The organism is Herbaspirillum sp., assembly GCF_035644555.1.
Classification (GTDB): Bacteria; Pseudomonadota; Gammaproteobacteria; order Burkholderiales; family Burkholderiaceae_D; genus Herbaspirillum.
In genome coordinates, this window is the sequence record NZ_DASQOH010000031.1 from 1 (window position 1) to 23,498 (window position 23,498).

Consider the following 23,498-nt stretch of genomic DNA (forward strand, 5'->3'; position numbering starts at 1 on the left):
GACAGCACCGTGGTGGCGCGGCTGATCAACAGCGAACAGGCGATCAGCGCGCCCACCGTCAGCAGGTTGTCTTCCACCAGATACACGCCCACCACCAGGGTGGCGACCGCGATGAAGGTATAGCCCACGCTGGAGACGGCATAGCCGGTATTCATCCAGAAACGGCTCTTGGCCTGGGCCACGGCATTGGCCGCCGCATCGATGAGGAAGCTGCGCAGCAGGCGGTCCTGCAGCGGCGTGGTCTTCAAGGTTTCCATGCCGTAGACGATACTGGCCAGCTTGTCGACCTTGCCGGCACCGGCCTTCATGGCGGCATTGGCATAGTCGTTGGCCGGCACCTTGAGCAGCAGTTGCAGACCGACCAGCACGGCCCCGCCCACCAGCAGCACCCACACCATATGGCCGCCGATCAGGCCCAGCACCACCAGGTAGAGCAGCATGAAAGGCAGATCCACCAGCAGCAGCATGTAGTTGGAGGACAGCAGGTCGCGTGCGGCCGACAGGTCGCGGTAGCGCGCCAGTACCACCCCCACCGGGGCCTGGACCTTGGCCGTGAGCAGGCGGCGTGCCGAGACTTCGTCGAACTCGGTATCGAAGCGCCCGGCCAGCTGCTCGGTGTAGTACACGCGGATGATGCGCAACACCATCTCCAGCGCCATGAACAGCAGCATCCCCAGGGTCAGCGCCCACAGCGTTTCGGGAATATGGTTGCCCAGCACCTTGTCGTAGATCAACCGCGAATACAGCGGCATGAGCAGGCCCAGCAGATTGACCAGCACCCCGGCCACGATGATCTCTACGAAGCGGCTGCCATAGGCGCGCAGCAGCGACAGGTAGCTGGGATCCTGCCGCAGGTCCTGCAGGACTTGCGGCTGGTCGATGTGGACCTGTTCGCTGGCGTTCATGATGCGGTGAGGATTCCCTTATGCCGCGCTCAGGCCTGGCCGCCGCGATTGGCGGTGGTGATTTCGCGGATCGCTTCGCGCAGTTCCAGACGCAGGTCCTTGACCATGGTCTGGCGACCGCTGCGCATTTCGTCGATGACGGTCTGCCAGTTGATGTTCTGGCGCATCAGGGCTTCGGTGATGGAGGTCAGCGATTGCGGGATGGCGCCCAGGTTCTTGACGCGATCGTTCTGGGTCGCCATGTGCTTGGCCAGGTCGATCTGCAACTGACGTGCCGACAGCGCATCGCGCGCCATGTTGCTGGAGTTCTCGCCGATGGTGTTGCCCAGTTCGTTCAGGCGTGCTGCGACCGTGGCCTGCAGTTCGCCCTGGTACTGGATGGCGCCCATCTCGTCGGCCAGACGCACCGAGATCTGGTTGAGCAGTGCCGGCAGCTGCGCGATGTTCTGCGCGTTCTTCTCGTTCATGTTGAAGATTTCACCCTGTTGCGCCTGCAATGAGGTCAGGGCCGAGGACAGGGCCAGCTGGCCGGTCTGGATGGTAGTGACGATCTGCGGCAGCACTTCGAAGGTGCGGTTGGCGATGTCGCCGTTGACGGAGAGGCGCTCTTCCAGCGAGGACAGGCTGTCCGAGAGATCGCGCGCCGAGGTGATCTTGGTATTGATCAGCTGACCGACATTGCGGATCTCTTCCAGGGTCTGCTGCGCGGTTTCATGCATGCGTGGGCCGAATGCCACCAGCTGGCGCAGGCTGCGCGATTCTTCCATGCTGTCGTTGAAGAGCTGGACGATATTGTTCAGGCGGTCGTTCAGGCCTTCGAGCTTGATACCGGCCTGCAGCGAGGCTTCCGAGCTGTTGCGGGCGGCCATGATGGATTCGCGCTGCAGGATCATCAGGTCTTGCAGGAATTCGGCCAGGAAGGATTCGGAGACGCCCTGGCGTTGGGTGGCGGCCGGACCGGTGGCGTCGTGCACCACGTGTTGCACCATGTCGCTGATGCATTCGCGAGCACGGCTCACCAGCTTCTTGCTGGCCGCGCGCAGCGGCGTGAGGGTCAGGCCCAGCGCCAGCGAACCGATCAGGCCGAACATCGAGGCAGAAAAGGCGGTACCCATCGAGGCCAGCGGTTTCTGCAGGTCGGCCACCAGGTGCATGAAAGAGGCATCCATGTCGCCGGCGGTACTGGCCTTGCCAAAGCCGTCGATCAGGGCAGCCGTGCTGACCAGGGTTTCGAGCAGGCCGATGAAGGTCCCCAGCAGGCCCAGCGCGATCATGAAGCCGGTCAGGAATTGCGGGAACTCGGTCTTGGCTTCGAGGTGGGCGCGCAGGTCGTGCAGCGAACCTTCGATGGTTTCCTGTTCGATACGCGAGGTCAGCCGACCCTTGGTGCTAGCCACGCTGACCAGCACCTGACCGATCTCGGTGCCCGCGAACTCGGGCGCCTTGACCAGGCTCTCCATGGATTCGCCGGCCTTGGTGCGGTCATAGAACTGCATCAGCTTGTCGTATTCCCAGTTGACGCGGTACAGGTTATAGCCGATCAGGCCAATCCCGAACAGTGCCACGGCGATGATGAACAGGTTCAGGAAGGGGTTGATCTGGATGGCATGCCCCACGAAGCCCCGGAACAGGAAGGCGCCCAACAGCAGCAGGAGCGTCGGGATGGCGGCAAGTGCATAGAACTGGCGAAGGTTTTTCATACGTGCGAGGTTCCGGAGAAAAGAACGCAAGGGATGTGGATGGTGCAGAAAACGTCAACGGTCGCATCACCCATCGGGGTGGGCGTGTGCGACCGGTGAAACCGGGCTTGCAGGTGGTGCACGACAGTCATCGCGGCTCCCGCAGGGCACCCTGGCCGAAGCGTGACAGGGGCGACATCAGGTACTGCCAGACGGTACGGCGACCGACGATGATGTCGGCGCTGGCGGTCATGCCGGGCATCAGGTCCAGCTTGCGCTGCAAGGCACTGTCGCCGCGCTGCACGGCGATCTTGATGCGATAGCTGCGTTCGCCGCGCTGGTTGTTCTCGTCGGGCACGGTATCGGCGCTGATCTCGGTGACCACGCCTTCCATGGCGCCATAGACCCCGTAGTCATAGGCCGAGACCTTGACCCGCGCCCGGGCGCCGGTGACCAGTTCGGCACGGTCGGTCGGGGAGATGCGGGCTTCGATGACCAGCTTGTCGTCGCTGGGGGTCATCTCGATGATGGGGTCGCCCGGGCGCACCACCCCGCCCACGGTATTGATCATGACGCGGTTGACCACGCCATCCATGGGCGCCTTGACTTCGGAACGGGAGACACGGTCGTTGCGCGACTTGATTTCTTCCTGCAGCCGCGCCAGTTCGTTTTCGGTGGCGGTCAGGTCGGTACGGGCATCAGAGCGGAAGCGCGAGGAGGCTTCGCCCATCTTGGCCTGGGATTCGGCGATGGCCGCCTTCAGGCGTGGGATCATGGCATCGGTGGCAGCCAGACGACTTTGCGCGTCCTGCACGCGGGCTGCGGCCTGGATGTCTTCCAGCTGGGAGGCGGCATTGCGCTCCAGCATGTTGTGGATCAGCTTGTATTGGCGCTGCGCCAGGTCGACCTCGGTGGCCTGGCTTTTCTGGCGGCTCACGGCCTCGCCCAGTTCGGCCTGGCGCTGGGCGGCCTGTTCGCGCAGCACCGACATTTCCTGCGTCAGCTTGGCGGCGCGGGCGGCGAAGGCGGCCTGCTCGCTCTGCACGGCCGGGTCATCACGCTCGAGGTCGGCCGGCATCTGCAGGCTGGCCGCGCCGGAGGCTTCGGCCGAGAGCCGCGCCACCCTGGCACGCAGGCCGAGTATTTTCACACGGCCTTCGCCAAGGTCGGCATTGGCGCGCACGTCGGCAATGGAGATCAGGGTCTGGCCCTTCTTGACCACCGCGCCTTCGCGCACCAGGATGGCCGAGACGATGCCACCCTCCAGATGCTGGATCACCTGGTTATGTTCGGAAGCGACGATGCGCCCGCTGCCGCGCACCACCATGTCGATCGGCGCCAGGATGGACCAGACCACCAGCAGGGCCAGCAGCAGCGCGCAGGCCAGGACCGCCAGGCGCGGGCGCGGCATGGCGTGCAGCTGGCCCAGGCGGCGGTCCAGGCGCGGCGCCACGCGGCGCATGAAGCCCTTGCCGCGGGAGGCAATCCCGTGGTCGGCGCCGGGCTTGAGCGAGAGCGTCATTTTGCCGAGGCCTGATATTGCACGACCACGCGGGCGTCGTTGCCGCTGCCGTTCTGGTCGGTGGCCACGCGACTGATCACGCGTTCCTTGTCGACCCCGGCATCGATGAGGTAATTGCGCACGGCGACGGTGCGGTAGTAGGCACGGCGCCGGCTTTCGCTGTAGCTGCCGCTACCGATGACGCCGGTGACCACGATCTTGCCCTGACTGGACTTGACCCGCCGGATCCAGTCGCCGATGCTCTTGTCGAGGGCCTTGCCGCCCTCCTCGTTGAGTTGCGTCGAGTCGGCGTCGAAATTGAGGGTGACCGCCTTTTCGCTGGCGTCGATACGCAGGCCTGGCGCCACTTCCTTGTCGTTGGGTTCGGTCTTGACCTGGATGGCATTGGGGCTGGACGGCGCGGCACTGCTGCGCAGGCTGCCATTGTCCGACTGCAGCGGCGGCGCGGACAGCTTAGCCTTCAGACTCGCCACTTCACGCTTGAGCTGTTCGATTTCCCTGGCCTTCTCACGCTCGCCGGGGGTCTCGGCGGCGCTGGCGGCGGCACTGGCGCTGGCGGTGCTGGCAGCATCCGTCGCGCTGCCGTTCTGACGCTCGGCAGCACTGGCCTCGGCGGCCGCGGCATCGTTGCGGGACGACTTGACCTCGCGCTGCACCTGGCTCTGGGTCTGCGAGATCAGCTTGCTGACCTTGGTCTGGGCCAGCTTCTGCGAGTAATAGAACAAGGTGACCACGAACACCACCACCACGAAGATCATCACCAGCACCACGTTGGACAGCGCGTCCACGAAGCCCGGCCAGAAATTCTGTTCCCTTCCACTCTCCATGTCTTCCCCGTCCTATTTCGCTGCCCTTGCGGGCAGGGTTTCCAGCGCCGATGCACGACCGGTATTGCGCAGGATCTGGTAGCTGATATCGGCCTGCTGGAACAGCAGGTTGGCGAAATCCATGCGCGCCTGGTAGGCCTGCTGGTAGGCGTCCAGCACGTCGAGCAACTGCTTGCTGCCGGTGGAGAGCTGTTCCAGGAAGACGTCGGCCACGTTGGCGTTGGTCAGATAGGCCTGGCGCGAGATTTCCATACGTTTTCTCACCGCGCCCAGGGTGCGGTAGTTGATCTCGATCTGCTCACGCAATTTGCGTTCCAGATCCAGCGCGGTATTGCTTTTTTCCACGTACTTGGCGCCGGCCTGCTTGGTGTAGTAGACGTCGGAGCCGCCATTGAGCAGGTTCATCGACATCACCAGCATCAGGCGGCGGTCGGTTGTCTGCTGCAGGGTATTGGTGGTGGTATCGATGGCCCCGCCTACGCCTCGGCTCTTGATCTGCGTCCATTCCAGGGCCAGGGTCGGCGAGAACTTGGCGCGCGCCGATTTCAGCTCCTGGTTGGCGGCATCCACGTCGCGTCGCGCTGCGCGCACGCCGGGGTTGGTCTCGTAGACATCCTGCAGGGCCAGCTTGGAGCTGTCCGGCACCACCGGCATCATGTGGTCGGGCACTTCCAGCTGCTCGATCTTGCGGCCGGTGATCTGGTTCAGGCTCACCATGGCGCTTTCCAGCGCGCCCTCGGCCTCGGCCACGGCTGACTGCGCCGTCAGCGAGCGGCCGCGCACCCGTTCGAAATCGATGCGGCTGGCACCACCGCCTTCCAGGCGCTTGTTCATGTAATCCAGCAAGGCGCTCATGCGCTGCGAATAGCTGCGCGCGAACGACAGCGAGGCGTACGCGCGCATGACGTCGTAGTAGGCCTTGATGGCGTTGTAGTACAGGGTTTCGCGGGCATCGTCGCGACGCAGGTCGGCGGCATCGGCCAGCGAGCTGGACTTGCGGTAGTCGTAGTAGGAGCCCGGCGCGAAGATGGGCTGGCGGCCGATCAGGGTGACATCCCAGCGCTTGTGGTAGTTCGCACGCTGCACCACGCCGGTGACCGGGTCGAGCACGGAGGAAGGCGAGGAATACTCGTTGCCCTTCTGCGCCCGCAGATCCAGGGTCGGCCCCATCTGACCGGCCGTGGCCCGGGAGGCGTAGCGCGCCTGGTCGGCCTGGGCCGCGGTGGCGGCATAGCTGTAGCTGTTGTGGAGGGCCAGGTCGAGCACGCTGCGCAGGGTCAGGTCGGGGACCACCTCGCCCTCGGTGACGATGCTGATCTGCGGCAGCGCGATGAGATTGCCGGAAAAGGCCGGATCGGACTGGCGCAGCAGCAACAGGATCTCATCCTGCGCGGTGGGCGCCGGGGTATCGGCCGGCAAGGCCGGCAGGCGGTAGTCGGCCATCGATGGACCGGCCGGGTCGGCACCCAGGCGGATCTGGGGCGGTGCGTCCAGGGCGCCGGGCGGATTCTGCGCCGGTGCTGGCACCGCTGCGGCCCGTGACGGTGCCGGCGGCTCGCCCGGAGGCGGCGGGTTGTCCGCCGCCGGCGCCGCTTGATGCGCGGCCAGGCCGAATGAAACTGCGAGTATGAAACGCTTGGTTTTGAAAACTCTCATCAACGCGATCAGCCGGTATCCCACCGGCCGCCCCTGCCCCAACATCACCCTAGGAAAAATCGCCGGCCAACCGGCGATTCCGTTCATCAAGCGGGGGGCCGCTATTCTTTTTCTTTGAGCGCCCCGGCCTGCCCATCTGTCTGCCCATCTGCCCTCCCACCGCAGTGGGCAGAAAGGAAAATTATTACCATTTTGTTAAGCCAATTTTATCACCGGCGGATTGCAACTCAATTACAAACAGCGGGGAAAAATCGTTTAATTTCAATTGACTTGATAAATATTAATAAGTCGAATTATGGGCAGCTTGTTGCCGGGGTGCTATCAGAAACTTCCTCATTCCAGGTAAAGCTGACAAAAACCGCCAAAAAATGCGGTTGAAAAACCACAAGTCTCCCCCTATATCCTGGCAACAGGCAATTGACCTACTCTATTCAACTCATCCATCTCTTCAATAAGGACACAAACATGGCATCCGAAAAACAGACCATGGGCTTCCAGGCCGAAGTCAAACAGCTGCTGCAGTTGATGATCCACTCGCTGTATTCCAACAAGGAAATCTTCCTGCGCGAGCTGGTCTCCAACGCCTCCGATGCGGCCGACAAGCTGCGCTTCGAGGCCATCAACAACGCCGGCCTGTACGAAGACGACCCGGAACTGAAGATCAGGATCAGCTTCGACAAGGCCGCACGCACCATCACCATTTCCGACAACGGCATCGGCATGAACCGTGAGGAAGCCATCTCCCACCTGGGCACCATCGCCAAGTCCGGCACCAAGGAATTCTTCTCGCGCCTGTCGGGTGACCAGCAGAAAGACGCGGCCCTGATCGGCCAGTTCGGCGTGGGCTTCTATTCCGGCTTCATCATCGCCGACCGCATCACGGTCGAGACGCGCCGTGCCGGCACCCCGGCCTCCGAGGGTGTACGCTGGGAATCCGAGGGCGCGGGCGATTTCTCCATCGAGCAGATCGACAAGCCGGGCCGCGGTACCGACATCATCCTGCACCTGCGCGAAGGCGAAGATGAATTCCTCTCCGCGTGGCAGCTCAAGTCCATCATCCGCAAGTATTCCGACCACATCTCGCTGCCCATCCAGATGCACAAGGAAGAATGGGACGAGGAAAAGAAGGAAACCGTGCAGAAGGACGAACTGGAGACCGTGAACCAGGCCAGTGCCCTGTGGAGCCGCAGCAAGTCCGAGATTACGCCGGAACAATATGAAGAGTTCTACAAGCACGTCTCGCACGACTTCGGCGCGCCGCTGGCCTACACCCACAACCGGGTCGAGGGCCGCAGCGAATATACGCAGCTGCTGTACATCCCGGCGCGCGCCCCGTTCGACCTGTGGGACCGCAACAAGCGCGGCGGCATCAAGCTGTATGTGAAGCGCGTGTTCATCATGGATGACGCCGAGCAGCTGATGCCGGTCTACCTGCGCTTCGTCAAGGGCGTGATCGATTCGGCCGACCTGCCGCTGAACGTCTCGCGCGAAATCCTGCAGGAATCGCGCGATGTGCGCGCCATTCGGGACGGCTCGGCCAAGCGCGTGCTGGGCCTGCTGGAAGAGCTGGCCAACAGCGAGGACCAGGCGCAGAAGGACAAGTACGCCACCTTCTGGACCGAGTTCGGCCAGGTGCTCAAGGAAGGCATCGGCGAAGATGCGGCCAACAAGGAGCGCATCGCCAAGCTGCTGCGCTTTGCCTCGACCCACAACGACAGCGAGGTGCAGAACGTCTCGCTGGCCGATTATCTGGGCCGCATGAAGGAAGGCCAGGACAAGATCTATTACGTCACCGCCGAGACCTTCCAGGCGGCCAAGAACAGCCCGCACCTGGAAATCTTCCGCAAGAAGGGCGTGGAAGTGCTGCTGCTGACCGACCGCGTGGACGAGTGGATGCTGTCCTTCCTGACCGAGTTCGAAGGCAAGGAACTGGCCTCGGTGGCCAAGGGCGGTCTGGATCTGGGCCAGCTGGAAAACGAAGCCGAGAAGAAGCAGCACGAAGAGACCCAGGCCGAGTACAAGGACCTGGTGGAGAAGATGAAGACCGCCCTGGCCGACAAGGCCAAGGACGTGCGCGTGACCTTCCGCCTGACCGACTCCCCGGCTTGCCTGGTGGCTGATGAGAACGAACTGTCGGGCAACCTGGTGCGCATGCTCAAGGCCGCTGGCCAGGCCGCACCGGACTCCAAGCCGACCCTGGAAATCAATCCGGACCACCCGCTGGTGCAGCGCCTGAAGTATGAAGAGGCGCGCTTCGACGACTGGTCGCACATCCTGTACGACCAGGCCCTGCTGGCCGAGGGTGGCGCCCTGGCTGATCCGGCCAGCTTCGTCAAGCGTACCAACGACATGCTGCTGGCCATGGCTGGCAAGTAAGCCGTAGCTGGCTGGCGCCCGGGTTCGGGTGCCTGCGCCAGAAACGCCGCCGCGCGCCGGTCACTCCGGAGGCGGCGGCGTTTTTGCATGGAGGCTTGCCGGGTTGTCCATGCATGGTTAACATCGCCCCCATCCAGTCGCCCCTCCCCTGCTCCCACCCGTTTCCATGGAATTGCACTTCATCAATCCCCGCAAGAATGCCCTGGCCTACCTGGTCAAGATCCTCTCCGGCTGCCTGATCCTGTGGTACGGATTGCGCGCCCTGGGCATCGCTGAACCCTACTGGGCCATGATCTCGCTGATCATCGTCACCGAACCGGACATGACGGTGGCCAAGGCCAATTTCCGGGCGCGGCTGATCAATACCATTTCCGGCTGCATCGTCTCGTGCATCGCACTGGTGGTGTTCGGCCCGACCTTCCTGGCGATGCTGGTGGCGCTGACGGCGGCCGTGGTGGTGGCCATGCTGCTGCAGAACTATCCCAGCAACTGGCGGCTGGGTCCGGCGACCGTGGTGATCCTGCTGTCGGCGGCCTTCACCGGCCAGGGGCTGAGCCAGGAATTGCACCTGGCGCTGATGCGGGTGGGCGAAGTCATCATCGGCAGCACGGTGGCGCTGCTGGAGACGGTGATCTACATGTGGCTGCTGAAGCTGAAATCCAAGCCGGAGGATGGGGATGCGGCGAACTCCTGAAAACGCCCTGCTGAGGGGACCACGTGTACTGTTACGTCAGTGGCGACCGGATGATCGAGGGCCATTGGCAGAGCTCAATGCTGATCCCGTGGCCATGCAGCATTTCCCGGCTCCGCTGACGCGCTCGGAGAGCGATGCATTGGCGGATCGCATCGAAGCGCATTTCGACATGCACGGCTTCGGCCCATGGGCGCTGGAAATACCGGACGTGGCTGAGTTCGCAGGGATCGTGGGCTTGATGCATGTAGGATTTGAGGCGCATTTCACCCCGGCCGTGGAAATCGCCTGGCGATTGGCGCCGGCGTTATGGGGAAAGGGTTATGTGAGTGAGGCAGCGCATTGTGCCTTCGATTACGGGTTCCAGGCACTGCACTTATCCCAGATCGTGGCATTCACGATCCCGGCGAACCTGCGCTCGCTGGCGGTAATGCAAAGGCTGGGAATGCATACGGACGTGCAGGATGACTTCCTGCACCCACGGCTGCCCGTGAATCACCCGTATCGCATGCACCGGCTATATCGGATGGACAGACAAGCTTGGTTGACGCGGGCTTGCTCCTGAACTGAACAAGGACAAAAAAAGCAGGACCGCAGCCCTGCTTTTTCTGGTGCGGTGACGCCGATCAGTGGGTCACGCGGGTGGTACGGCCGTTGGAGAGCAGGCGCACGCGCTCGCCGACACGGAACGGCTCGTCGGCATCCTGGGTGATGGCACGCAGTTCGCCATTGTCCAGGCGCACGGTGATTTCCAGGCCGGGACGGTTGTTCAGGTGGGCTTCGGCCTGGTTGCCCAGTACGCCGCCGGCGAGGGCGCCGACAATGCCTGCGGCCAGGGCGCCATTGCCGCCACCGATGTTGGAACCTGCTGCAATGCCGCCCAGCGCGGCGCCACCGAGGGTGCCGATGCCGCTGGAGCCCTTGTCGATGGTCACGTTGCGGATCGATTCGACCACGCCCATGCGCACGGTTTGCTCACCCTGTGCCTGGCGGGTGTTGTACACACTGGCCGAATTGGGGGTCACTGCGCAGCCGGCCACCAGGGAACCCAGGGCTGCGATCACAAGCAATTTCTTCATAACAAAAACACTCCAACTGAAATTTTGGCCCGTCTCCGGGCAGCGTGGGAATGGCATGCATCCTCGCAAAGACGCCATGAATGCGCGTCAGCGGTCGATACCGTCCATCTGCGACATCTTAATACAAAGCGCGCCCGATCCGGAAATGCCACGGTCATCCTGCTTCAGTTCAGTATGGGATATGCCAGCGCCGATAGAGGAAGGCCAGTACAAACAGCGGCCCGATCAGGAGGAAGCGCAGATCCTGGAAGAAGGAGGGCTTGCGCCCTTCGATCCGGTGGCCGACGAACTGACCGATCCAGGCCAGCACGAAGACCACGATGGATACCGGCAGCACCGCGCCCGCAGGCAAGCGCGCCAGCACGACCAGCATCAGCGCCGACATGGCCAGCATGCCCACGGCCAACGGTGGCGACAGGCGCAGGTAGTAAGCCAGGGCACCGGCCGCGATCAGCAGTGCTACCGCTGGCGAGATGAGCCAGCACAGACCCAGCACCGCAAACACGATGGCCGGTACGCAGACGCAGTGGATCAGTTCGTTCATGGGGTGCCGGTGGTGCTCGCCGTAGCGGGCCAGCAGTTCATCGATGCGACGGGGTGAAATCATGCTGTCCATGCTGGCTCTCCGCTGGAAATGAAAGCGCCCTGCCTCAACGGCCGCCGGAAACGTCGATGAAGGTCCCGGTGGCGTAGGAGGCCTCGTCCGAGAGCAGCCAGAGGATAGCATTGGCGACTTCCTCGGCGGTGCCGCCGCGTTTCATCGGGACGGCGTCCTTGAGACGATCGACCCGGCCGGCTTCGCCGCCGCTGGCATGGATGTCGGTATAGATCAGGCCCGGGCGCACACCATTGACGCGAATGCCCTCGCCCGCCACTTCCTTGGACAGACCGATGGTGAAGGCGTCGATGGCCCCCTTGGAGGCGGCATAGTCGACATACTCGCCCGGCCCGCCCAGCTTGGCCGCCATCGACGAGAGGTTGACGATGGCGCCACCCTGGCCACCATGGCGGGTGGACATGCGCTTGACCGCTTCGCGCGCGCACAAGAGGCTGCCGGTGACATTGGCGACCAGCACGCGGGTGATACGCTCGGCGCTCATGTCTTCCAGGCGGGACTGGTGCTCCAGGATGCCGGCATTATTGACGAGAGCGCTCACGCGACCGAGCTGCTCATCAACCGTGGCATAGAGCCGCAGCACGTCCTCCTCGCGGGACACATCACCGGCCACCGTGATGGCGCGGCCACCGGCGGTGCGGATGCGTTCGGCCACCGATTCGGCGGCGTCACGGTTGCTGACATAGTTGACGCATACCGCATAGCCGCGCTGCCCCGCCAGCAAGGCGGTTGCCGCACCGATGCCACGGCTGCCGCCCGTGACGATGATGACCTTTTCTGTCATGTCCTGTCTCCCTTGGATGAAATGCCCGAACACGCTGGCCCGGGGGATGATTACGCTAAGATGTGCATTTTGCCGCAAGCGCGCGGCATCTGCAGCCGCCGGTCATTGTGCCGCGTTCAGATGAGTGCGGCGCTTGCTGAAATTCTTTTCATCCAGACGCCATCATGCCCGACCGCAAAACCGCCCGGCGCGCTGCCGGCTTGACCCCGGCATCGGTCGCGGAGTCCTGCAACGCTCTCCACGCGCCGGTGGCCTTCACCGCCAGCGATCCGCTGCTGGCGAGCTTTCCACCAGTGGTGGCGCAGGACACGCACACCCTGATCCTGGGCAGCCTGCCTGGTGCCGCCTCGCTGGCCCTGCACCAGTATTATGGCCATCCGCGCAATGCGTTCTGGCGCCTGGTGGGCGAGGTGATCGGGGCCGATTTGTATGGGATGGCCTATGAAGCCCGGCTGGCGACGCTGCTGGAACACCGCATCGGCCTGTGGGACGTGATCGCCAATGCGCGGCGGCTGGGCAGCCTGGACAGCGCTATCCGCGATCACTCCCAGAACGACCTGCAGGCGCTGCTGACCACCTTGCCGCAATTGCGCACGATTGCCTTCAATGGCGGGACGGCGGCCAAGCTGGGACTGGCGGCCCTGGGGTCGCACGCACAGCGGTATCGGATCGCCCTGTTGCCGTCCAGCAGCCCGGCCTATGCGGCGCTGGCGTATGCGCAGAAGCTGCAGCGCTGGCGCGATGCATTGAGCGGATCCGCTTGAGGACTGCTGGTCCTTTGTAGCGCCCGCACCCGACGGTCACTTCCGGAAGAACAGGTAATCGTAGAACTCGCCCGACAGGCCGCCATTGAAAATCAGATACTGCAAGGCCTTCGCGAAAAACACGATGGCACCGAAGACGATGGCCAGCTTCAGGCAGAGGATGAGATTCTTGATCATGCCGGCAGTGTAATGGAGGCCGGCGCGGTTGGCATGAAAAACCCGCCCCGAAGGGCGGTTCGACTCCTGCTTGCCGCCTGGCTCAGAAGGCGGGGACCAGCGAGCCCTTGAATTCGGTCTCGATGAACTTGCGCACTTCCTCGGAGTGGTAGGCCTGCACCAGTTTCCTGGCCCAGGGCTTGTCCTGATCTTCGGCACGGGTGGCGATGATGTTGGCGTAGCGGCCGCGCGGGTCTTCGACGGCGATGGTGTCCTTCTGCAGCGACAGCCCGGCCTTGTAGGCGTAGTCGTTATTGATCGAGGCTGCGGCCAGGTCGTCCAGCGAGCGCGGGAGTTGCGCGGCGTCCAGTTCGATCAGCTTGAGCTTGCGGGGATTGTCGATGATGTCCAGCGGCGTGGCGTTGACGCCGTTTTCACCCACGCCCGGCTTGAGCTTGATCAGGCCGGCCTTCTGCAACAGCAGCAGGGCGCGGTTGCCGTTGGAGGGGTCGTTCTGGATACCGATGTTGGCGCCGTTGGGCAGTTGGTCGACCGACTTGACCTTGCGCGAATAGATGCCCAGCGGCGCGGTGATGGTCAGACCGACCGGCACGATCTTGTAGCCGCGCGCGGCGATCTGGCTTTCCAGGTAGGGACGATGCTGGAAGGCATTGGCGTCAAGGTCACCCGCTGCCAGTGCCGCATTGGGCTGCAGGTAGTCACTGAAGACCACGGTCTGGATCTCCAGTCCATCGCGGGCGGCGACTTTCTTGACCACATCGAAGATGGCCTCGGCGCTGCCGACCGAGATGCCGACCTTGATCTTGGTCTTGTCCTGGGCGTACGCCAGATGGGGCGTGACCGCCAGGGCCAGCGCAGCAACGGCCGCGATGCGCTTGATGGATGCAGCGAAATGCATGGTGACTCCGAAAATGATGAGGTCTGCATCCTCACATGTAGCCAGGCCAGGAAGAAGGAATGAATCCGCATGTCGATATGCGGCAATTGCAGGCAAGGCGCTTGGCATCGGCCAGGCAAGGTATCATTCGGCATCCATTGGCATGCCCTTCTCTTCGGGATGCCGCACCAGATTCCTATCGAAAATGCTCATCAAAAGAAAATCCATCGAGGCCCAGGCCAATACCAAGGCAGGTCCCCATCGCCGCCGTCAACAACTGGACGCCGACAGCAACAAGCCGCGCAAGCCCAAATACGCACCGGTCACGCTCTCCGAACTGGAGGGCGTGCGCTATCTGCACTTCGGGACCGAATGGGTACAGGGCGCCATGCGCATCCGCAAGCCGGACTGGATCGAACTGGAATATGCCCAGCAGATGATGGCCTGGATGCTGTTCCATCGCGATCCGCGCCACATCGTGCAACTGGGGCTGGGTACGGGCGCGCTGACCAAGTTCAGCTACCGCCAGTTTCCGCAGGCGCAGGTGACGGCGGTGGAATTGAACCCGGCGGTGATTGCGATCTGTCACAGCATGTTCAAGCTACCCGAACCGGACGAACGCCTGATGATCATCGAGAGCGATGCCATGGACTTCATCCTGCACGCCGCTGGTCACGGCATCATCGATGCCCTGCAGGTCGATCTCTACGACGCCACCGCGCGCGGGCCGGTACTGGATAGTCCGGAGTTCTACCAGGCCTGCTACGACAGCCTGGCGCCGGGTGGCGTCATGACGGTCAACCTCTTTGGCGATCACCCCAGCTATGCCAAGAATCTGCGGGCCATGGAGTTCGCCTTCGATACGGTGGTGTCGCTGCCGGAAGTTCACGATGGCAATGTGGTGGCGCTGGCGTTCAAGGGACCGGTCGCGTTTGATTTTCCCGAACTGTATGCGCGAGCCGCCTTGATCGAAACGCAGACCAGGCTGCCGGCGAAATCCTGGGTGAACGGCATCAAGGCGGCCGAATGATGCGCTGCAGCCGGTAACATCGATCGACTCAGCGGGATGGATGAGCGCAATTCACAACAGAAACGCCGGAGCAATAGCCCCACAGCCCAGACGGGATAAAATATTTTTATCTTTTCCCCAAAAAATGCTTGCACTCACCCATACCCCCTCCTATAATGCGCTCTCTCTTGCAGCACTGAAGCAACAAAGAAGTGCAGCAACGGGGCGTTAGCTCAGCTGGTAGAGCAGCGGACTCTTAATCCGTAGGTCCACAGTTCGAATCTGTGACGCCCCACCAAAATTTCAAAAGGCCTCTTGCATCGAGGCCTTTTTCACTTCCAGGTCGACCTGTACCCACAGGAACACCCAGGGGGCGTTAGCTCAGCTGGTAGAGCAGCGGACTCTTAATCCGTAGGTCCACAGTTCGAATCTGTGACGCCCCACCAAATACGAAAAGCACCACGAGCAATCGTGGTGCTTTTTTGTTTTCCGGCCCAGCCTCTTTCAGGGCTGTCGCCATCCCCCGCCCTCCCCGCCCGGCTAACGATTATCGACGATCGTGCTCCTCAGCGCCCCTGCCTGTCGTCTGCATCGCCCGGGTCGTCGGCGCCGCCGGGAGACCCGGCCCGGGATTGCGACTCACTCCCGATGGGCAGCTTGCGCGGCCTGCCGGGGCGCATGCGCTTGACCTCATCGGCGGCGAAGAAATCGCGTTTCTTCCTGGCGGCCTTGCTCATCTGCGCCATGCCGGTCAACAGATGGATCAGTGCATGGCGCATGGAAGCATCCACGCCACGGAAGCAGGAAAGCAGTTCGCTTTCCTCCGGTGTGGGTACCGCGCCGCGCACCCCGGTCAGGACATAGGTGATATCGATCCCGATCTGGTCCAGGCCATGCAGGTAGTAGGCATCGGGGGCAGTCTCCCCGATCTCGTACTTGATCTGCGTGCGCGCAGTGATGTCGAGCTGGTCGGCCACCGATTTCTGGGTGTGGCCGCAGCGCCCGCGTTCCTTGGCAAGACGATCACCAAGTATTGTCAAATATTCACTTTTATTCGATGACATGTGAAAGGCACCTCTCCTAGAATGTTGCTTTCAGCCCAACAGCGAGGAGACATCTTATGGCACCCAAGCAACAAAGCGAACGCATGCCTGCAAATGGAGCGTCACGTCTGGTGAATTTTCGACTTACTGAGGCCGAATTTGCCGAGGCCGACCTCCTGGCGAAGCAAACCTACCGCTCCCGAGCCTATTTCATGCGCATCATGTATCTGCGCGGCCTGCGCTCCTACCAGCGCGAACACCAGCCGGAATGAGGCCGCGATCCGGCGGCTCAGGCGGTGGGAATGTCGAGATCCGCCAGGAAGTCGCAGATCGCCTGCAGCACCTTTGCTTCCTGCTCCCGGTGGGGAACATGGGCGCATTGCGGCAGGATCTGGTAGCGCCCCTGCCCCGGGAAAGCCGCAGCAAGCGTGGCGATCATCTGCGGGTGGGCCTGGGTACCGTATTCGTCGTGCTCGCCGTGCAGGGCCAGCACCGGGCACTGCAACTGCGTCAGCGCAGGCGCCAGGCTCCAGTCGGCGAAGGTCGGGGATAGCCAGGTGTCGATCCAGGCATCCAGCACCCAGCGCGCCTGTCGCAGATCGTTACCGTGGTATTTGGCCAGCCTGGCCACTTGCTGCGGATCGGCAAAGTCGATGCGGGCTGCGCGTATTCCTTGCAGCGTCCGGTCTTCGACGAAGGCCTGGGCCGACTCGGTGATCACACCCACGATCTGCTGCGGCATCTGCGCGGCGGCCGCCACGGCCATGCCGCCGCCCACGCTATGGCCGAACAGGATGGCCCGCCCTATCCCCAGTTGCTGGAGCACGGCCTGCAACCACGGTCGGGCCTCGGCGGCAATGAAATCAGCAGACAGGCGGTCGGTACGGGCTGTGGATTGACCGAAGCCGTAGCGGTCATAGGCCACTACCGCGCAAGCGCTGCGCGCGGCCAGATGCGCCGGAAAATCGCGCCACAGCGCAACCGACCCGAGTGAATCGTGCAACAAAACGATGGCCGGCCGCGCGGCATGAAGCTGGCCCCAGGTACTGGCGTGCAAGGCCACTCCCCCGACCTCGATGCGGACGTTCTGCTGCTGCGACATCTCTGCTCCTCCACCCGGCCTTGCTGAAGCGGATGCCACACCAGCCCGGCCACAAAAGAAAAGGCGCACCGGTAGGTGCGCCTCAATCAGTCTTCAAGGGGTATGCCTCCCCCTTAATATACCGGACCCGCTATCAGCCTTCCCGATGTGCGAGCCCAAGTATCACGCAAGGCGCACGGCTGATGACGGGTCCACTGCGGCTCATCAGTGATGCGCGCCGCCGCCCAGGTAGGCGGCCTTGACCGCCGGGTCGTTCTGCAACTTGTCGGCGGGTCCGTGCACGGAGATCTTGCCATTCTCCAACACATAGCCGTAATCCGCAACATTGAGGGCGGCCGCCGCGAACTGCTCCACCAGCAGCATGGTCACGCCCTGCTCCTTGAGGCGCGAGATGATGCGGAAGACTTCATCGACCAGGATGGGCGCCAGACCCATCGAAGGTTCGTCCAGCAGGATCACCTCGGGATTGAGCATCACGGCGCGCGCCATGGCCAGCATCTGCTGCTCGCCGCCGGAGAGCGTACCGGCCAGCTGGGTCTGGCGCTCCTTGAGGCGAGGGAACAGTTCCAGCGCGCGTTCGAGGTCGTGCGCGATATCGCCCTTGGGACGCGCCCGGGTGAAGCGCGGGAAAGCGCCCAGCAGCAGGTTGTCGGTCACGCTCATGGTGGCGAAGACACGCCGCCCTTCAGGCGAATGCGCCAGCCCGAAGCGGGCGATCTTGTGCGAATCCAGGCCGGTGATGTTCTTGCCGCCAAGCGTGACTTCCCCGCCCTTCGGTTTGATCATCCCGGAAATGGCGCGCATGGTGGTGGTCTTGCCGGCACCGTTGGAGCCGATCAGGGTCACCACCTTGCCCTTGGGCACGTCCATGGAAATGCCATGCAGCACCTCGACCTTGCCGTAGGCGGCGTGCAGATTGGAAATAGTCAGCATGTTCAGGCTCCCGCGGGGCTGGATGTGTTGTCATGGGCATCGCCTGCGCCACTGCCGAGGTAGGCTTCGATGACTTTGGGGTCAGCTTGCACCTGGGCCGGCTTGCCTTCGGCGATCTTCTGGCCGAAGTCGAGCACGGTGACGGTATCGCAGATCGACATGACCACGTCCATGTGGTGTTCGATCAGGATGATGGTGATGCCGGCTTCGCGGATCTTGCGGATGATGGCAATGAGTTCCTTGATGTCGGGCGCGGTCAGGCCGGCGGCCGGCTCGTCCAGCAGCAACAGGCTGGGGTTCAGGCCCAGGGCGCGGCCGATCTCCAGCAGGCGCTGCTTGCCGTAAGGCAGGTTGCGCGCCTCTTCGTTGGCCAGGTTGGCCAGGCCGACGAACTCCAGGATGGCAGCCGCACGCTCGCGGGCCGCCTGCTCTTCCCGCACATAGCGCGGCGTATTGACCATCACATCGACCACGTTGCTGTTGAAGGTGTGATGCAGGCCCACCAGCACGTTTTCGGTCGCGGTCATTTCACCGAACAGCTGCACGTTCTGGAAGGTCCGCGCCACGCCGCCCAGTGCGATGGTCGAGGGCGTATTGCCGGAGATCTGGCGACCATCGTATTCCACCGCACCATCGGTGGGACGATAGATACCGGTGAGCACGTTCATCATCGTGCTCTTGCCGGAGCCATTGGGGCCGATCAGGCCATGCACGGTCCCCTTGCGCACATCCAGGTCCACGCGGTTGAGCGCCTTCAGACCACCGAACTGCATCAGGATCTGGTTGACCTTCAGCAGGGTTGCACCTTCATCCTTGACCGAATCGGTCGTGATGACGGCACGCTCCTTGTCACCGGCGATCTGCTGCGCCACCGGCACATGTTTGGTCAGCACACGACCAAACAGGCTACGGCAGAAGCCGACAATGCCATCCTGCAGGTAATACACGACGAACAGGGTCATCAAGCCGAAGATGGTCAGACGCCAGTCGGTGATGTTTTCCAGCTTGTAGGAGAAGGCCGCCATGGCAATGGTCGCCACCACCGGCACGGCCACCCCGCGCAGGGTTTTGGTCTTCTTTGCCAGCTGCACACCTGCGCCCACCACCACGATCACCGCAAGCACGGTGGCGATCTGGCGGAACAGCGCGATATCGGACAACAGGCTGGGCAGCATCACCACGATCAGCGCGCCGATGAGCGAACCAATGCGTGACTTGCGTCCACCCATGATCACTGCCAGCAGGAACAGGATGGTCAGTTCGAAGTTGTAGGTATTGGGGGAGATGTACTCTTCCGAATAGGCATACAAAGCGCCCGAGAGACCGGCCAGGGCGGCACTGATGATGAAGGCATACACCTTGTAGCGATACACCGACACGCCCATGCAGTCCGAGGCGATCGGGCTGTCACGCAGGGCCTGGAAGGCACGGCCCAGGTTGGACTTGAGGATGCGATGCACCACGATCATGGAGATCACCATCAGGATCGCCACCAGGTAGAAGAACTGTACTTCGCTCATCTTCTCGCCGCCGATCATGGGCTTGTGCAGCTTGATGCCCAGTGGACCTTCGGTGAGGAAGGTCATTTCATTGATCAGGATCTGGATGATGGTGCCGAATGCCAGCGTGACCATGGCCAGGTAAGGACCGGTCACGCGCAAGGCCGGCAGCGCCAGGATGGCACCGAACACGGCGGTTACCGCGATGGCGGCCGGAATGGTCACGAAGATGGGCATGCCCAGCTTGAAGAACAGCACGCCGGCCGCGTAGGAACCAATACCGAACAGGCCGGCATGACCCAGCGAGACCTGGCCGGTATAGCCGACCACGATGTCCAGCCCGAACAGCAGGATGGCATAGATGAGGATGGTTTCGATCAGGTGCAGGTAATACGGGTTGTGCACCACCATGGGAATGCCGCCCAGCGCGACAATGCCCAGCAAGGACAGCAGCAGGATTTTCTTGTTCATCGCTTCAGACCTTCTTGATCGCAGTTTTGCCGAACAGGCCTGCAGGTTTGACGGCCAGTACCAGCAGCAGCAGTACCAGTCCCGGAACTTCCTTGTAGCCGGTCGAGATGTAGAAGCCGGTCACGGTCTCGGCCACGCCCAGGATCAGGCCGCCGACGATGGCGCCCATGCCCGAGGTCAGGCCGCCGATGATGGCCACCGCAAACGCCTTCAGACCCAGCGCCGCCCCCATGGTGGCGCCGGTCAAGGTCAGCGGGGCCACCAGCACGCCGGCAAAGGCCGCCGTGGCCGAGGACAGCGCATAGGAGAACGTGATCACCATGCTGGTGTTGATGCCCATCAGGCCGGCAGCGTCACGGTCATTGGAAGTCGCCACCACGGCCTTGCCGTAGATGGACTTGCGGTTGAACAATTCGACCGCCGCCATGATCAGCAAGGCACCGATCACCACCAGCACCTGCATCGGCTGCACATTGGCGCCCATGATCTGGAACGGCGTACCTGAGATCGGCGAGGGGAACGGCAGGTCGTCCTTGCCCCAGATGTTTTCGGCCACGTTCTTGAAGATGATGGCCAGTGCGATGGTAGACATGATCCAGCCGAATTCGGACTTGATCTTGATGGCCGGCCGCACGCCGATCCATTCGACGAACATGCCTTGCAGTGCGCCGAACACCAGCACGATGGGGATCATCAGCCAGTAGTTGAGATAAGGCCCGCCGTGGATATTGCCCACGACCGACAGGCCCACCAGCGCGCCCAGCATCAGGGCTTCACCCTGACCGAAATTGAGCGTGCCGGATGTGGCGAAGGTCAGTTGGTAACCGAAGGCGATCACGGCATAGATCATGCCGAGCGCGATCCCGGAGAAGACCAGTTGTAAAAGGATGTCCATTGCGTTTCCCAAGAAGCGGCTACCGCCGGATGGCGGCGTGGAGCTGCGACGAACCGCGGCGCGGAGCACCGTGCCGTTAGGAATTCGTCAACAGATCGTGTGAAAAAGGCCAGCCCCCGGATCGCAAGGACTGGCCTCTTCGACTACTGTGCGTGAAGCAAGTCGAGTCTTATTTGCCGAGGATGACGCGGCCGTTCTTGACCTCGCCCATCACGACCATGGCCGGCTTGATGGCTTCGTGATCGTCGTGGGTGAACGGCTTGTCGTAGGTGGTGACCACGCCTTCGACCTTGGTATTCAGGTTTTCAAGGGCTGCGCGGACCTTGTCACCGTCGGTGGTACCGGCCTGCTTGATGGCGGCGGCCAGCAGCAGGATGGAGTCGTAGCCTTGGGCAGCAGAGACAGCCGAGGGCATACGGTCAACCTTGTAGGCCTTCTGATAGGCCTCGATGAAGGCCTTGCGCTTGGGAGTGTTGCCGTCCTGGATGAAGGTCTGCGGCATGCGGGCGCCATTGCCGTTCTTGCCGGAGTTGTCGATGAAGTTACCCATGGACAGCGGCCAGCTGCCGATGATGGGCACGTGCCAGTTCAGCTTTTCCATGCCGTTGGCGATCTGCGCCAGTTCGGGGCCGATGCCGTAGGTGAGCACCGCCTGGGCGCCGCCCTGCTTGGACTTGAGCAGCTGGGCCGTCATGTCCACGTCCTTGATGTTGTACTTTTCGACAGCCACCGGAGTGACCTTCTTGTCGGAGAGGACCTTTTCCAGGTCTTCACGACCAAGCTGGCCATAGTTGGTGGAGTCGGCCAGGATGGCGACCTTGGTGAACTTCTGCTTGTCCACGGCTTCGTCGGCGATCATCTTGGCCTGGATCTTGTCAGCTGCCGAGGTACGGAAGATGTAGTTGTCCTTTTCCTTCTCGAACTGCTTGGTGATCACGGTGCCGGTGGCCACGTTGTTGATCACGGGGATCTTGGCTTCCTGGTAGAAGCGCTGCGAAGCCAGCGCCACGCCGGTGTTGATGAAGCCGACGGTGGCGACCACCTTTTCCTTGTTGATCAGCTCCTGGGCGATCTGCACGCCGCGTTCGTTCTTGGCTTCGTCATCGCGTTCGACCAGCTGAATCTGGCGCCCCAGCAGGCCACCAGCGGCGTTGATCTCGGCCACGGCCAGCTTCACGCCGTCGCGCATGGATACGCCCATCGGGGCGGAACCGCCGGTGTAAGGGCCGGAAACACCGATCTTGATCGGATCAGCTGCCTGCGACGACATTGCGAGCGTCATCAGGGCGGCAGCAACAAAGGCTTGGGTCTTGTAGGTCATGTCATCCTCCAGAATGTAATTGTTGGCTAGCACATCGGTGACGGGCGTAGCACTTTTTGAACCCGCTCCGTGTGAAACGAATTCTCCGCTCCCCTCGCTCTATGGCGATTCCTTGCGGGAGTGTCGGGGCGATTCTGTCGCAGTTTCCTTGCGCCAAACTTACAAGCTTGTCAGGAGCTGTCGCAGCTTGTCAGGCATCGCGGTGGACTTTTCTTTTTTGAAATCAACCCAGACTATTTTTGCGGCACCGTCAGCATAAATGATCTGTTCATCGTCGGCGTCCCGGATGACGTACGTAGTTTCCACACTCGTGCGTCCCAGCTGGCCACCCAGCATGTGCACCTCGATGGTGGCCGGATACTTCATCTGGCGCCGGAAATTGCAGTGCGCATTGACGATCACCGGTCCTTCCTCGCCCGCGATGGTGGGGCCGAAGACCTCTTCCAGCCACTCGATGCGGCATTGCTCCATGAAGCGGAAGTAGACGGTATTGTTGACGTGGCCGAACGCATCCATGTCGCCCCAGCGAATACTCTGGCGGGAAACGAAAAGAGGTTTCGCTGCGGTGCTTTCCTGACTGCTCATTGGTGATCCTTTTCGGTTTGATTCATCGATGACTGAAATATTTTTCATGCTGGCGCGTCGTTCTCGTCGCTTTTCTGACGCGGCAGATTCTTCTTGAACCGGTGTTTTCCGCTTCATTCCGGATTCAACCGCAGACTCTCTGCGCCACCCTTGGCACAGATTTCAGCCGGAACATAAGCGCGAGTTATAGCCGGATGCCAAACCGGTATGAGTCTCGCTGACAAAATCCCATAAAATACGCGGCATTCTGGAACGACTCAGACCGGCGTAGTGGCCGCAGTGAAACGCTGTTCATCGCGCATTGTTTCAGACCTGCGCGCAGGAAGGCGAAGAAATTCGACGAATTACCACCGCCCCTCTAGCGCTTCATCCAAAAATACTTAACAATAGCACGATCGTTCGAAAAACAGGCAGTTCACATAACACGGGACACCCATGACTTCTTCTCAAGACTTGCTCGCACAATACGGCCCTCGTGAATCCATGGAATACGACGTGGTCATCGTCGGCGGCGGTCCGGCCGGGCTGGCGGCAGCGATCCGCCTTAAGCAACTGGCTACCCAGCAACATCGCGAGGTCTCGGTCTGCGTGCTGGAAAAAGGCAGCGAAGTCGGCGCCCATATCCTCTCAGGCGCCGTGATGGACCCGCGTGCGCTGAGCGAGCTGATCCCTGACTGGAAGGAGCAA

General features: G+C 62.2%; 25 protein-coding genes and 2 tRNA genes. 10 read left to right on the forward strand and 17 right to left on the reverse strand.

From position 1 onward, the window contains the following. The 5 genes from VE092_RS08370 to VE092_RS08390 all read right to left on the reverse strand — a co-directional run. Nucleotides 1-905 (reverse strand): ABC transporter transmembrane domain-containing protein (locus VE092_RS08370; RefSeq protein ID WP_324875670.1); only part of this gene is annotated, 905 nt, incomplete at its 3' end. Nucleotides 906-934: 29 nt separating this feature from the next. Continuing rightward, the gene (locus tag VE092_RS08375; RefSeq protein WP_324875672.1) at nucleotides 935-2,605 is read right to left on the reverse strand and encodes a biopolymer transporter ExbB; all 1,671 of its coding nucleotides are present in this window, start codon (nucleotides 2,603-2,605) and stop codon (nucleotides 935-937) included. Nucleotides 2,606-2,732: 127 nt separating this feature from the next. Beyond that, entirely contained in the window at nucleotides 2,733-4,106 is a 1,374-nt protein-coding gene (locus VE092_RS08380; protein WP_241813455.1) for an HlyD family type I secretion periplasmic adaptor subunit, read from the reverse strand. Further along, nucleotides 4,103-4,933 carry an OmpA family protein gene (locus VE092_RS08385; protein WP_324875675.1) on the reverse strand — a complete coding sequence of 277 codons (831 nt, stop codon included), beginning with the start codon at nucleotides 4,931-4,933 and terminating at the stop codon, nucleotides 4,103-4,105. The genes VE092_RS08380 and VE092_RS08385 overlap by 4 nt, the downstream gene beginning before the upstream one ends. 12 nt (nucleotides 4,934-4,945) lie before the next feature. Continuing rightward, nucleotides 4,946-6,589, reverse strand: a complete 1,644-nt coding sequence (locus tag VE092_RS08390) for a TolC family protein (RefSeq protein WP_414653444.1) — start codon at nucleotides 6,587-6,589, stop codon at nucleotides 4,946-4,948. On the opposite strand from VE092_RS08390, the gene VE092_RS08395 reads away from it, so the two are divergent. From VE092_RS08395 to VE092_RS08410, 4 genes are all read left to right on the forward strand, one after another. Beyond that, the gene (locus VE092_RS08395) at nucleotides 6,561-6,707 is read left to right on the forward strand and encodes a hypothetical protein (RefSeq protein ID WP_324875713.1); all 147 of its coding nucleotides are present in this window, start codon (nucleotides 6,561-6,563) and stop codon (nucleotides 6,705-6,707) included. The genes VE092_RS08390 and VE092_RS08395 overlap by 29 nt on opposite strands. Before the next feature lie 347 nt (nucleotides 6,708-7,054). Beyond that, on the forward strand, nucleotides 7,055-8,965 hold the full coding sequence (gene htpG / locus VE092_RS08400; RefSeq protein WP_324875677.1) for a molecular chaperone HtpG: 1,911 nt from the start codon (nucleotides 7,055-7,057) through the stop codon (nucleotides 8,963-8,965). A 166-nt stretch (nucleotides 8,966-9,131) separates the two neighbouring features. Continuing rightward, entirely contained in the window at nucleotides 9,132-9,659 is a 528-nt protein-coding gene (locus VE092_RS08405) for an FUSC family protein (protein ID WP_324875679.1), read from the forward strand. Beyond that, nucleotides 9,643-10,221: a GNAT family N-acetyltransferase gene (locus tag VE092_RS08410; RefSeq protein ID WP_324875681.1), complete on the forward strand. Its 579-nt coding sequence runs from the start codon at nucleotides 9,643-9,645 to the stop codon at nucleotides 10,219-10,221. The genes VE092_RS08405 and VE092_RS08410 overlap by 17 nt, the downstream gene beginning before the upstream one ends. A 61-nt stretch (nucleotides 10,222-10,282) precedes the next feature. Here the strand turns inward: VE092_RS08410 and VE092_RS08415 are convergent, their stop codons facing one another. The 3 genes from VE092_RS08415 to VE092_RS08425 form a co-directional block, all read right to left on the reverse strand. Beyond that, a complete protein-coding gene (locus tag VE092_RS08415; RefSeq protein ID WP_198984106.1) occupies nucleotides 10,283-10,735 on the reverse strand; it encodes a glycine zipper 2TM domain-containing protein in 453 nt (150 codons plus the stop codon). Between the two features lie 169 nt (nucleotides 10,736-10,904). Further along, a complete protein-coding gene (locus tag VE092_RS08420) occupies nucleotides 10,905-11,351 on the reverse strand; it encodes a DUF962 domain-containing protein (RefSeq protein WP_324875685.1) in 447 nt (148 codons plus the stop codon). A 34-nt stretch (nucleotides 11,352-11,385) separates the two neighbouring features. Then, nucleotides 11,386-12,135, reverse strand: coding sequence for an SDR family oxidoreductase (locus VE092_RS08425; protein ID WP_324875687.1), 750 nt, complete (start codon nucleotides 12,133-12,135; stop codon nucleotides 11,386-11,388). Nucleotides 12,136-12,299: 164 nt separating this feature from the next. Here VE092_RS08425 and VE092_RS08430 point away from each other — a divergent pair, with 164 nt between their 5' ends. Next, nucleotides 12,300-12,899, forward strand: a complete 600-nt coding sequence (locus VE092_RS08430) for a DNA-deoxyinosine glycosylase (protein ID WP_324875689.1) — start codon at nucleotides 12,300-12,302, stop codon at nucleotides 12,897-12,899. A 36-nt stretch (nucleotides 12,900-12,935) separates the two neighbouring features. Here the strand turns inward: VE092_RS08430 and VE092_RS08435 are convergent, their stop codons facing one another. Then, nucleotides 12,936-13,076: a hypothetical protein gene (locus VE092_RS08435; RefSeq protein ID WP_166757875.1), complete on the reverse strand. Its 141-nt coding sequence runs from the start codon at nucleotides 13,074-13,076 to the stop codon at nucleotides 12,936-12,938. A gap of 82 nt (nucleotides 13,077-13,158) precedes the next feature. Beyond that, the gene (locus VE092_RS08440; protein ID WP_324875691.1) at nucleotides 13,159-13,974 is read right to left on the reverse strand and encodes a MetQ/NlpA family ABC transporter substrate-binding protein; all 816 of its coding nucleotides are present in this window, start codon (nucleotides 13,972-13,974) and stop codon (nucleotides 13,159-13,161) included. A 184-nt stretch (nucleotides 13,975-14,158) separates the two neighbouring features. On the opposite strand from VE092_RS08440, the gene VE092_RS08445 reads away from it, so the two are divergent. From VE092_RS08445 to VE092_RS08455, 3 genes are all read left to right on the forward strand, one after another. Continuing rightward, entirely contained in the window at nucleotides 14,159-14,983 is an 825-nt protein-coding gene (locus VE092_RS08445) for a spermidine synthase (protein ID WP_324875693.1), read from the forward strand. Nucleotides 14,984-15,184: 201 nt separating this feature from the next. Next, nucleotides 15,185-15,260 (forward strand) — tRNA-Lys (locus VE092_RS08450). Nucleotides 15,261-15,332: 72 nt separating this feature from the next. Then, nucleotides 15,333-15,408: transfer RNA gene (locus VE092_RS08455), tRNA-Lys, on the forward strand. Between the two features lie 120 nt (nucleotides 15,409-15,528). Here the strand turns inward: VE092_RS08455 and VE092_RS08460 are convergent. Further along, a complete protein-coding gene (locus VE092_RS08460; protein ID WP_324875695.1) occupies nucleotides 15,529-16,026 on the reverse strand; it encodes an XRE family transcriptional regulator in 498 nt (165 codons plus the stop codon). Nucleotides 16,027-16,082: 56 nt separating this feature from the next. Here VE092_RS08460 and VE092_RS08465 point away from each other — a divergent pair, with 56 nt between their 5' ends. Beyond that, the gene (locus tag VE092_RS08465; RefSeq protein ID WP_324875697.1) at nucleotides 16,083-16,277 is read left to right on the forward strand and encodes a hypothetical protein; all 195 of its coding nucleotides are present in this window, start codon (nucleotides 16,083-16,085) and stop codon (nucleotides 16,275-16,277) included. A gap of 17 nt (nucleotides 16,278-16,294) precedes the next feature. On the opposite strand, the gene VE092_RS08470 is transcribed toward VE092_RS08465, so the two are convergent. From VE092_RS08470 to VE092_RS08495, 6 genes are all read right to left on the reverse strand, one after another. Beyond that, nucleotides 16,295-17,107: an alpha/beta hydrolase gene (locus VE092_RS08470; protein ID WP_324875699.1), complete on the reverse strand. Its 813-nt coding sequence runs from the start codon at nucleotides 17,105-17,107 to the stop codon at nucleotides 16,295-16,297. Nucleotides 17,108-17,311: 204 nt separating this feature from the next. Continuing rightward, complete coding sequence (locus VE092_RS08475; protein WP_324875701.1) at nucleotides 17,312-18,040, reverse strand: ABC transporter ATP-binding protein; 729 nt, start codon at nucleotides 18,038-18,040, stop codon at nucleotides 17,312-17,314. A gap of 2 nt (nucleotides 18,041-18,042) precedes the next feature. Beyond that, nucleotides 18,043-20,010: a branched-chain amino acid ABC transporter ATP-binding protein/permease gene (locus VE092_RS08480; RefSeq protein ID WP_324875703.1), complete on the reverse strand. Its 1,968-nt coding sequence runs from the start codon at nucleotides 20,008-20,010 to the stop codon at nucleotides 18,043-18,045. Nucleotides 20,011-20,014: 4 nt separating this feature from the next. Then, nucleotides 20,015-20,905: a branched-chain amino acid ABC transporter permease gene (locus VE092_RS08485; RefSeq protein ID WP_006465413.1), complete on the reverse strand. Its 891-nt coding sequence runs from the start codon at nucleotides 20,903-20,905 to the stop codon at nucleotides 20,015-20,017. Between the two features lie 169 nt (nucleotides 20,906-21,074). Continuing rightward, nucleotides 21,075-22,226: an ABC transporter substrate-binding protein gene (locus tag VE092_RS08490; RefSeq protein WP_324875706.1), complete on the reverse strand. Its 1,152-nt coding sequence runs from the start codon at nucleotides 22,224-22,226 to the stop codon at nucleotides 21,075-21,077. A 159-nt stretch (nucleotides 22,227-22,385) separates the two neighbouring features. Next, nucleotides 22,386-22,811: an acyl-CoA thioesterase gene (locus VE092_RS08495; protein ID WP_077238463.1), complete on the reverse strand. Its 426-nt coding sequence runs from the start codon at nucleotides 22,809-22,811 to the stop codon at nucleotides 22,386-22,388. 435 nt (nucleotides 22,812-23,246) lie between these two features. Between VE092_RS08495 and VE092_RS08500 the strand changes: the two genes are divergently transcribed. Beyond that, nucleotides 23,247-23,498: NAD(P)/FAD-dependent oxidoreductase (locus tag VE092_RS08500; protein ID WP_324875709.1), on the forward strand; the 252-nt coding region annotated here is incomplete at its 3' end.

Excerpts from the sequence above, each read along its gene's own strand:
- VE092_RS08465 (WP_324875697.1), top strand. The coding sequence starts at position 16,083 with ATGGCACCCAAGCAACAAAGCGAACGCATGCCTGCAAATGGAGCGTCA.
- VE092_RS08490 (WP_324875706.1), bottom strand. The coding sequence starts at position 22,226 with ATGACCTACAAGACCCAAGCCTTTGTTGCTGCCGCCCTGATGACGCTC.
- VE092_RS08495 (WP_077238463.1), bottom strand. The coding sequence starts at position 22,811 with ATGAGCAGTCAGGAAAGCACCGCAGCGAAACCTCTTTTCGTTTCCCGC.
- VE092_RS08420 (WP_324875685.1), bottom strand. The coding sequence starts at position 11,351 with ATGGACAGCATGATTTCACCCCGTCGCATCGATGAACTGCTGGCCCGC.
- VE092_RS08460 (WP_324875695.1), bottom strand. The coding sequence starts at position 16,026 with ATGTCATCGAATAAAAGTGAATATTTGACAATACTTGGTGATCGTCTT.
- VE092_RS08385 (WP_324875675.1), bottom strand. The coding sequence starts at position 4,933 with ATGGAGAGTGGAAGGGAACAGAATTTCTGGCCGGGCTTCGTGGACGCG.
- VE092_RS08480 (WP_324875703.1), bottom strand. The coding sequence starts at position 20,010 with ATGAACAAGAAAATCCTGCTGCTGTCCTTGCTGGGCATTGTCGCGCTG.
- VE092_RS08390 (WP_414653444.1), bottom strand. The coding sequence starts at position 6,589 with ATGAGAGTTTTCAAAACCAAGCGTTTCATACTCGCAGTTTCATTCGGC.
- VE092_RS08410 (WP_324875681.1), top strand. The coding sequence starts at position 9,643 with ATGCGGCGAACTCCTGAAAACGCCCTGCTGAGGGGACCACGTGTACTG.
- VE092_RS08395 (WP_324875713.1), top strand. The coding sequence starts at position 6,561 with ATGAAACGCTTGGTTTTGAAAACTCTCATCAACGCGATCAGCCGGTAT.
- VE092_RS08405 (WP_324875679.1), top strand. The coding sequence starts at position 9,132 with ATGGAATTGCACTTCATCAATCCCCGCAAGAATGCCCTGGCCTACCTG.
- VE092_RS08485 (WP_006465413.1), bottom strand. The coding sequence starts at position 20,905 with ATGGACATCCTTTTACAACTGGTCTTCTCCGGGATCGCGCTCGGCATG.
- VE092_RS08430 (WP_324875689.1), top strand. The coding sequence starts at position 12,300 with ATGCCCGACCGCAAAACCGCCCGGCGCGCTGCCGGCTTGACCCCGGCA.
- VE092_RS08425 (WP_324875687.1), bottom strand. The coding sequence starts at position 12,135 with ATGACAGAAAAGGTCATCATCGTCACGGGCGGCAGCCGTGGCATCGGT.
- VE092_RS08470 (WP_324875699.1), bottom strand. The coding sequence starts at position 17,107 with ATGTCGCAGCAGCAGAACGTCCGCATCGAGGTCGGGGGAGTGGCCTTG.
- VE092_RS08475 (WP_324875701.1), bottom strand. The coding sequence starts at position 18,040 with ATGCTGACTATTTCCAATCTGCACGCCGCCTACGGCAAGGTCGAGGTG.
- VE092_RS08375 (WP_324875672.1), bottom strand. The coding sequence starts at position 2,605 with ATGAAAAACCTTCGCCAGTTCTATGCACTTGCCGCCATCCCGACGCTC.
- VE092_RS08440 (WP_324875691.1), bottom strand. The coding sequence starts at position 13,974 with ATGCATTTCGCTGCATCCATCAAGCGCATCGCGGCCGTTGCTGCGCTG.
- VE092_RS08445 (WP_324875693.1), top strand. The coding sequence starts at position 14,159 with ATGCTCATCAAAAGAAAATCCATCGAGGCCCAGGCCAATACCAAGGCA.
- VE092_RS08415 (WP_198984106.1), bottom strand. The coding sequence starts at position 10,735 with ATGAAGAAATTGCTTGTGATCGCAGCCCTGGGTTCCCTGGTGGCCGGC.
- VE092_RS08435 (WP_166757875.1), bottom strand. The coding sequence starts at position 13,076 with ATGATCAAGAATCTCATCCTCTGCCTGAAGCTGGCCATCGTCTTCGGT.
- VE092_RS08380 (WP_241813455.1), bottom strand. The coding sequence starts at position 4,106 with ATGACGCTCTCGCTCAAGCCCGGCGCCGACCACGGGATTGCCTCCCGC.
- htpG (WP_324875677.1), top strand. The coding sequence starts at position 7,055 with ATGGCATCCGAAAAACAGACCATGGGCTTCCAGGCCGAAGTCAAACAG.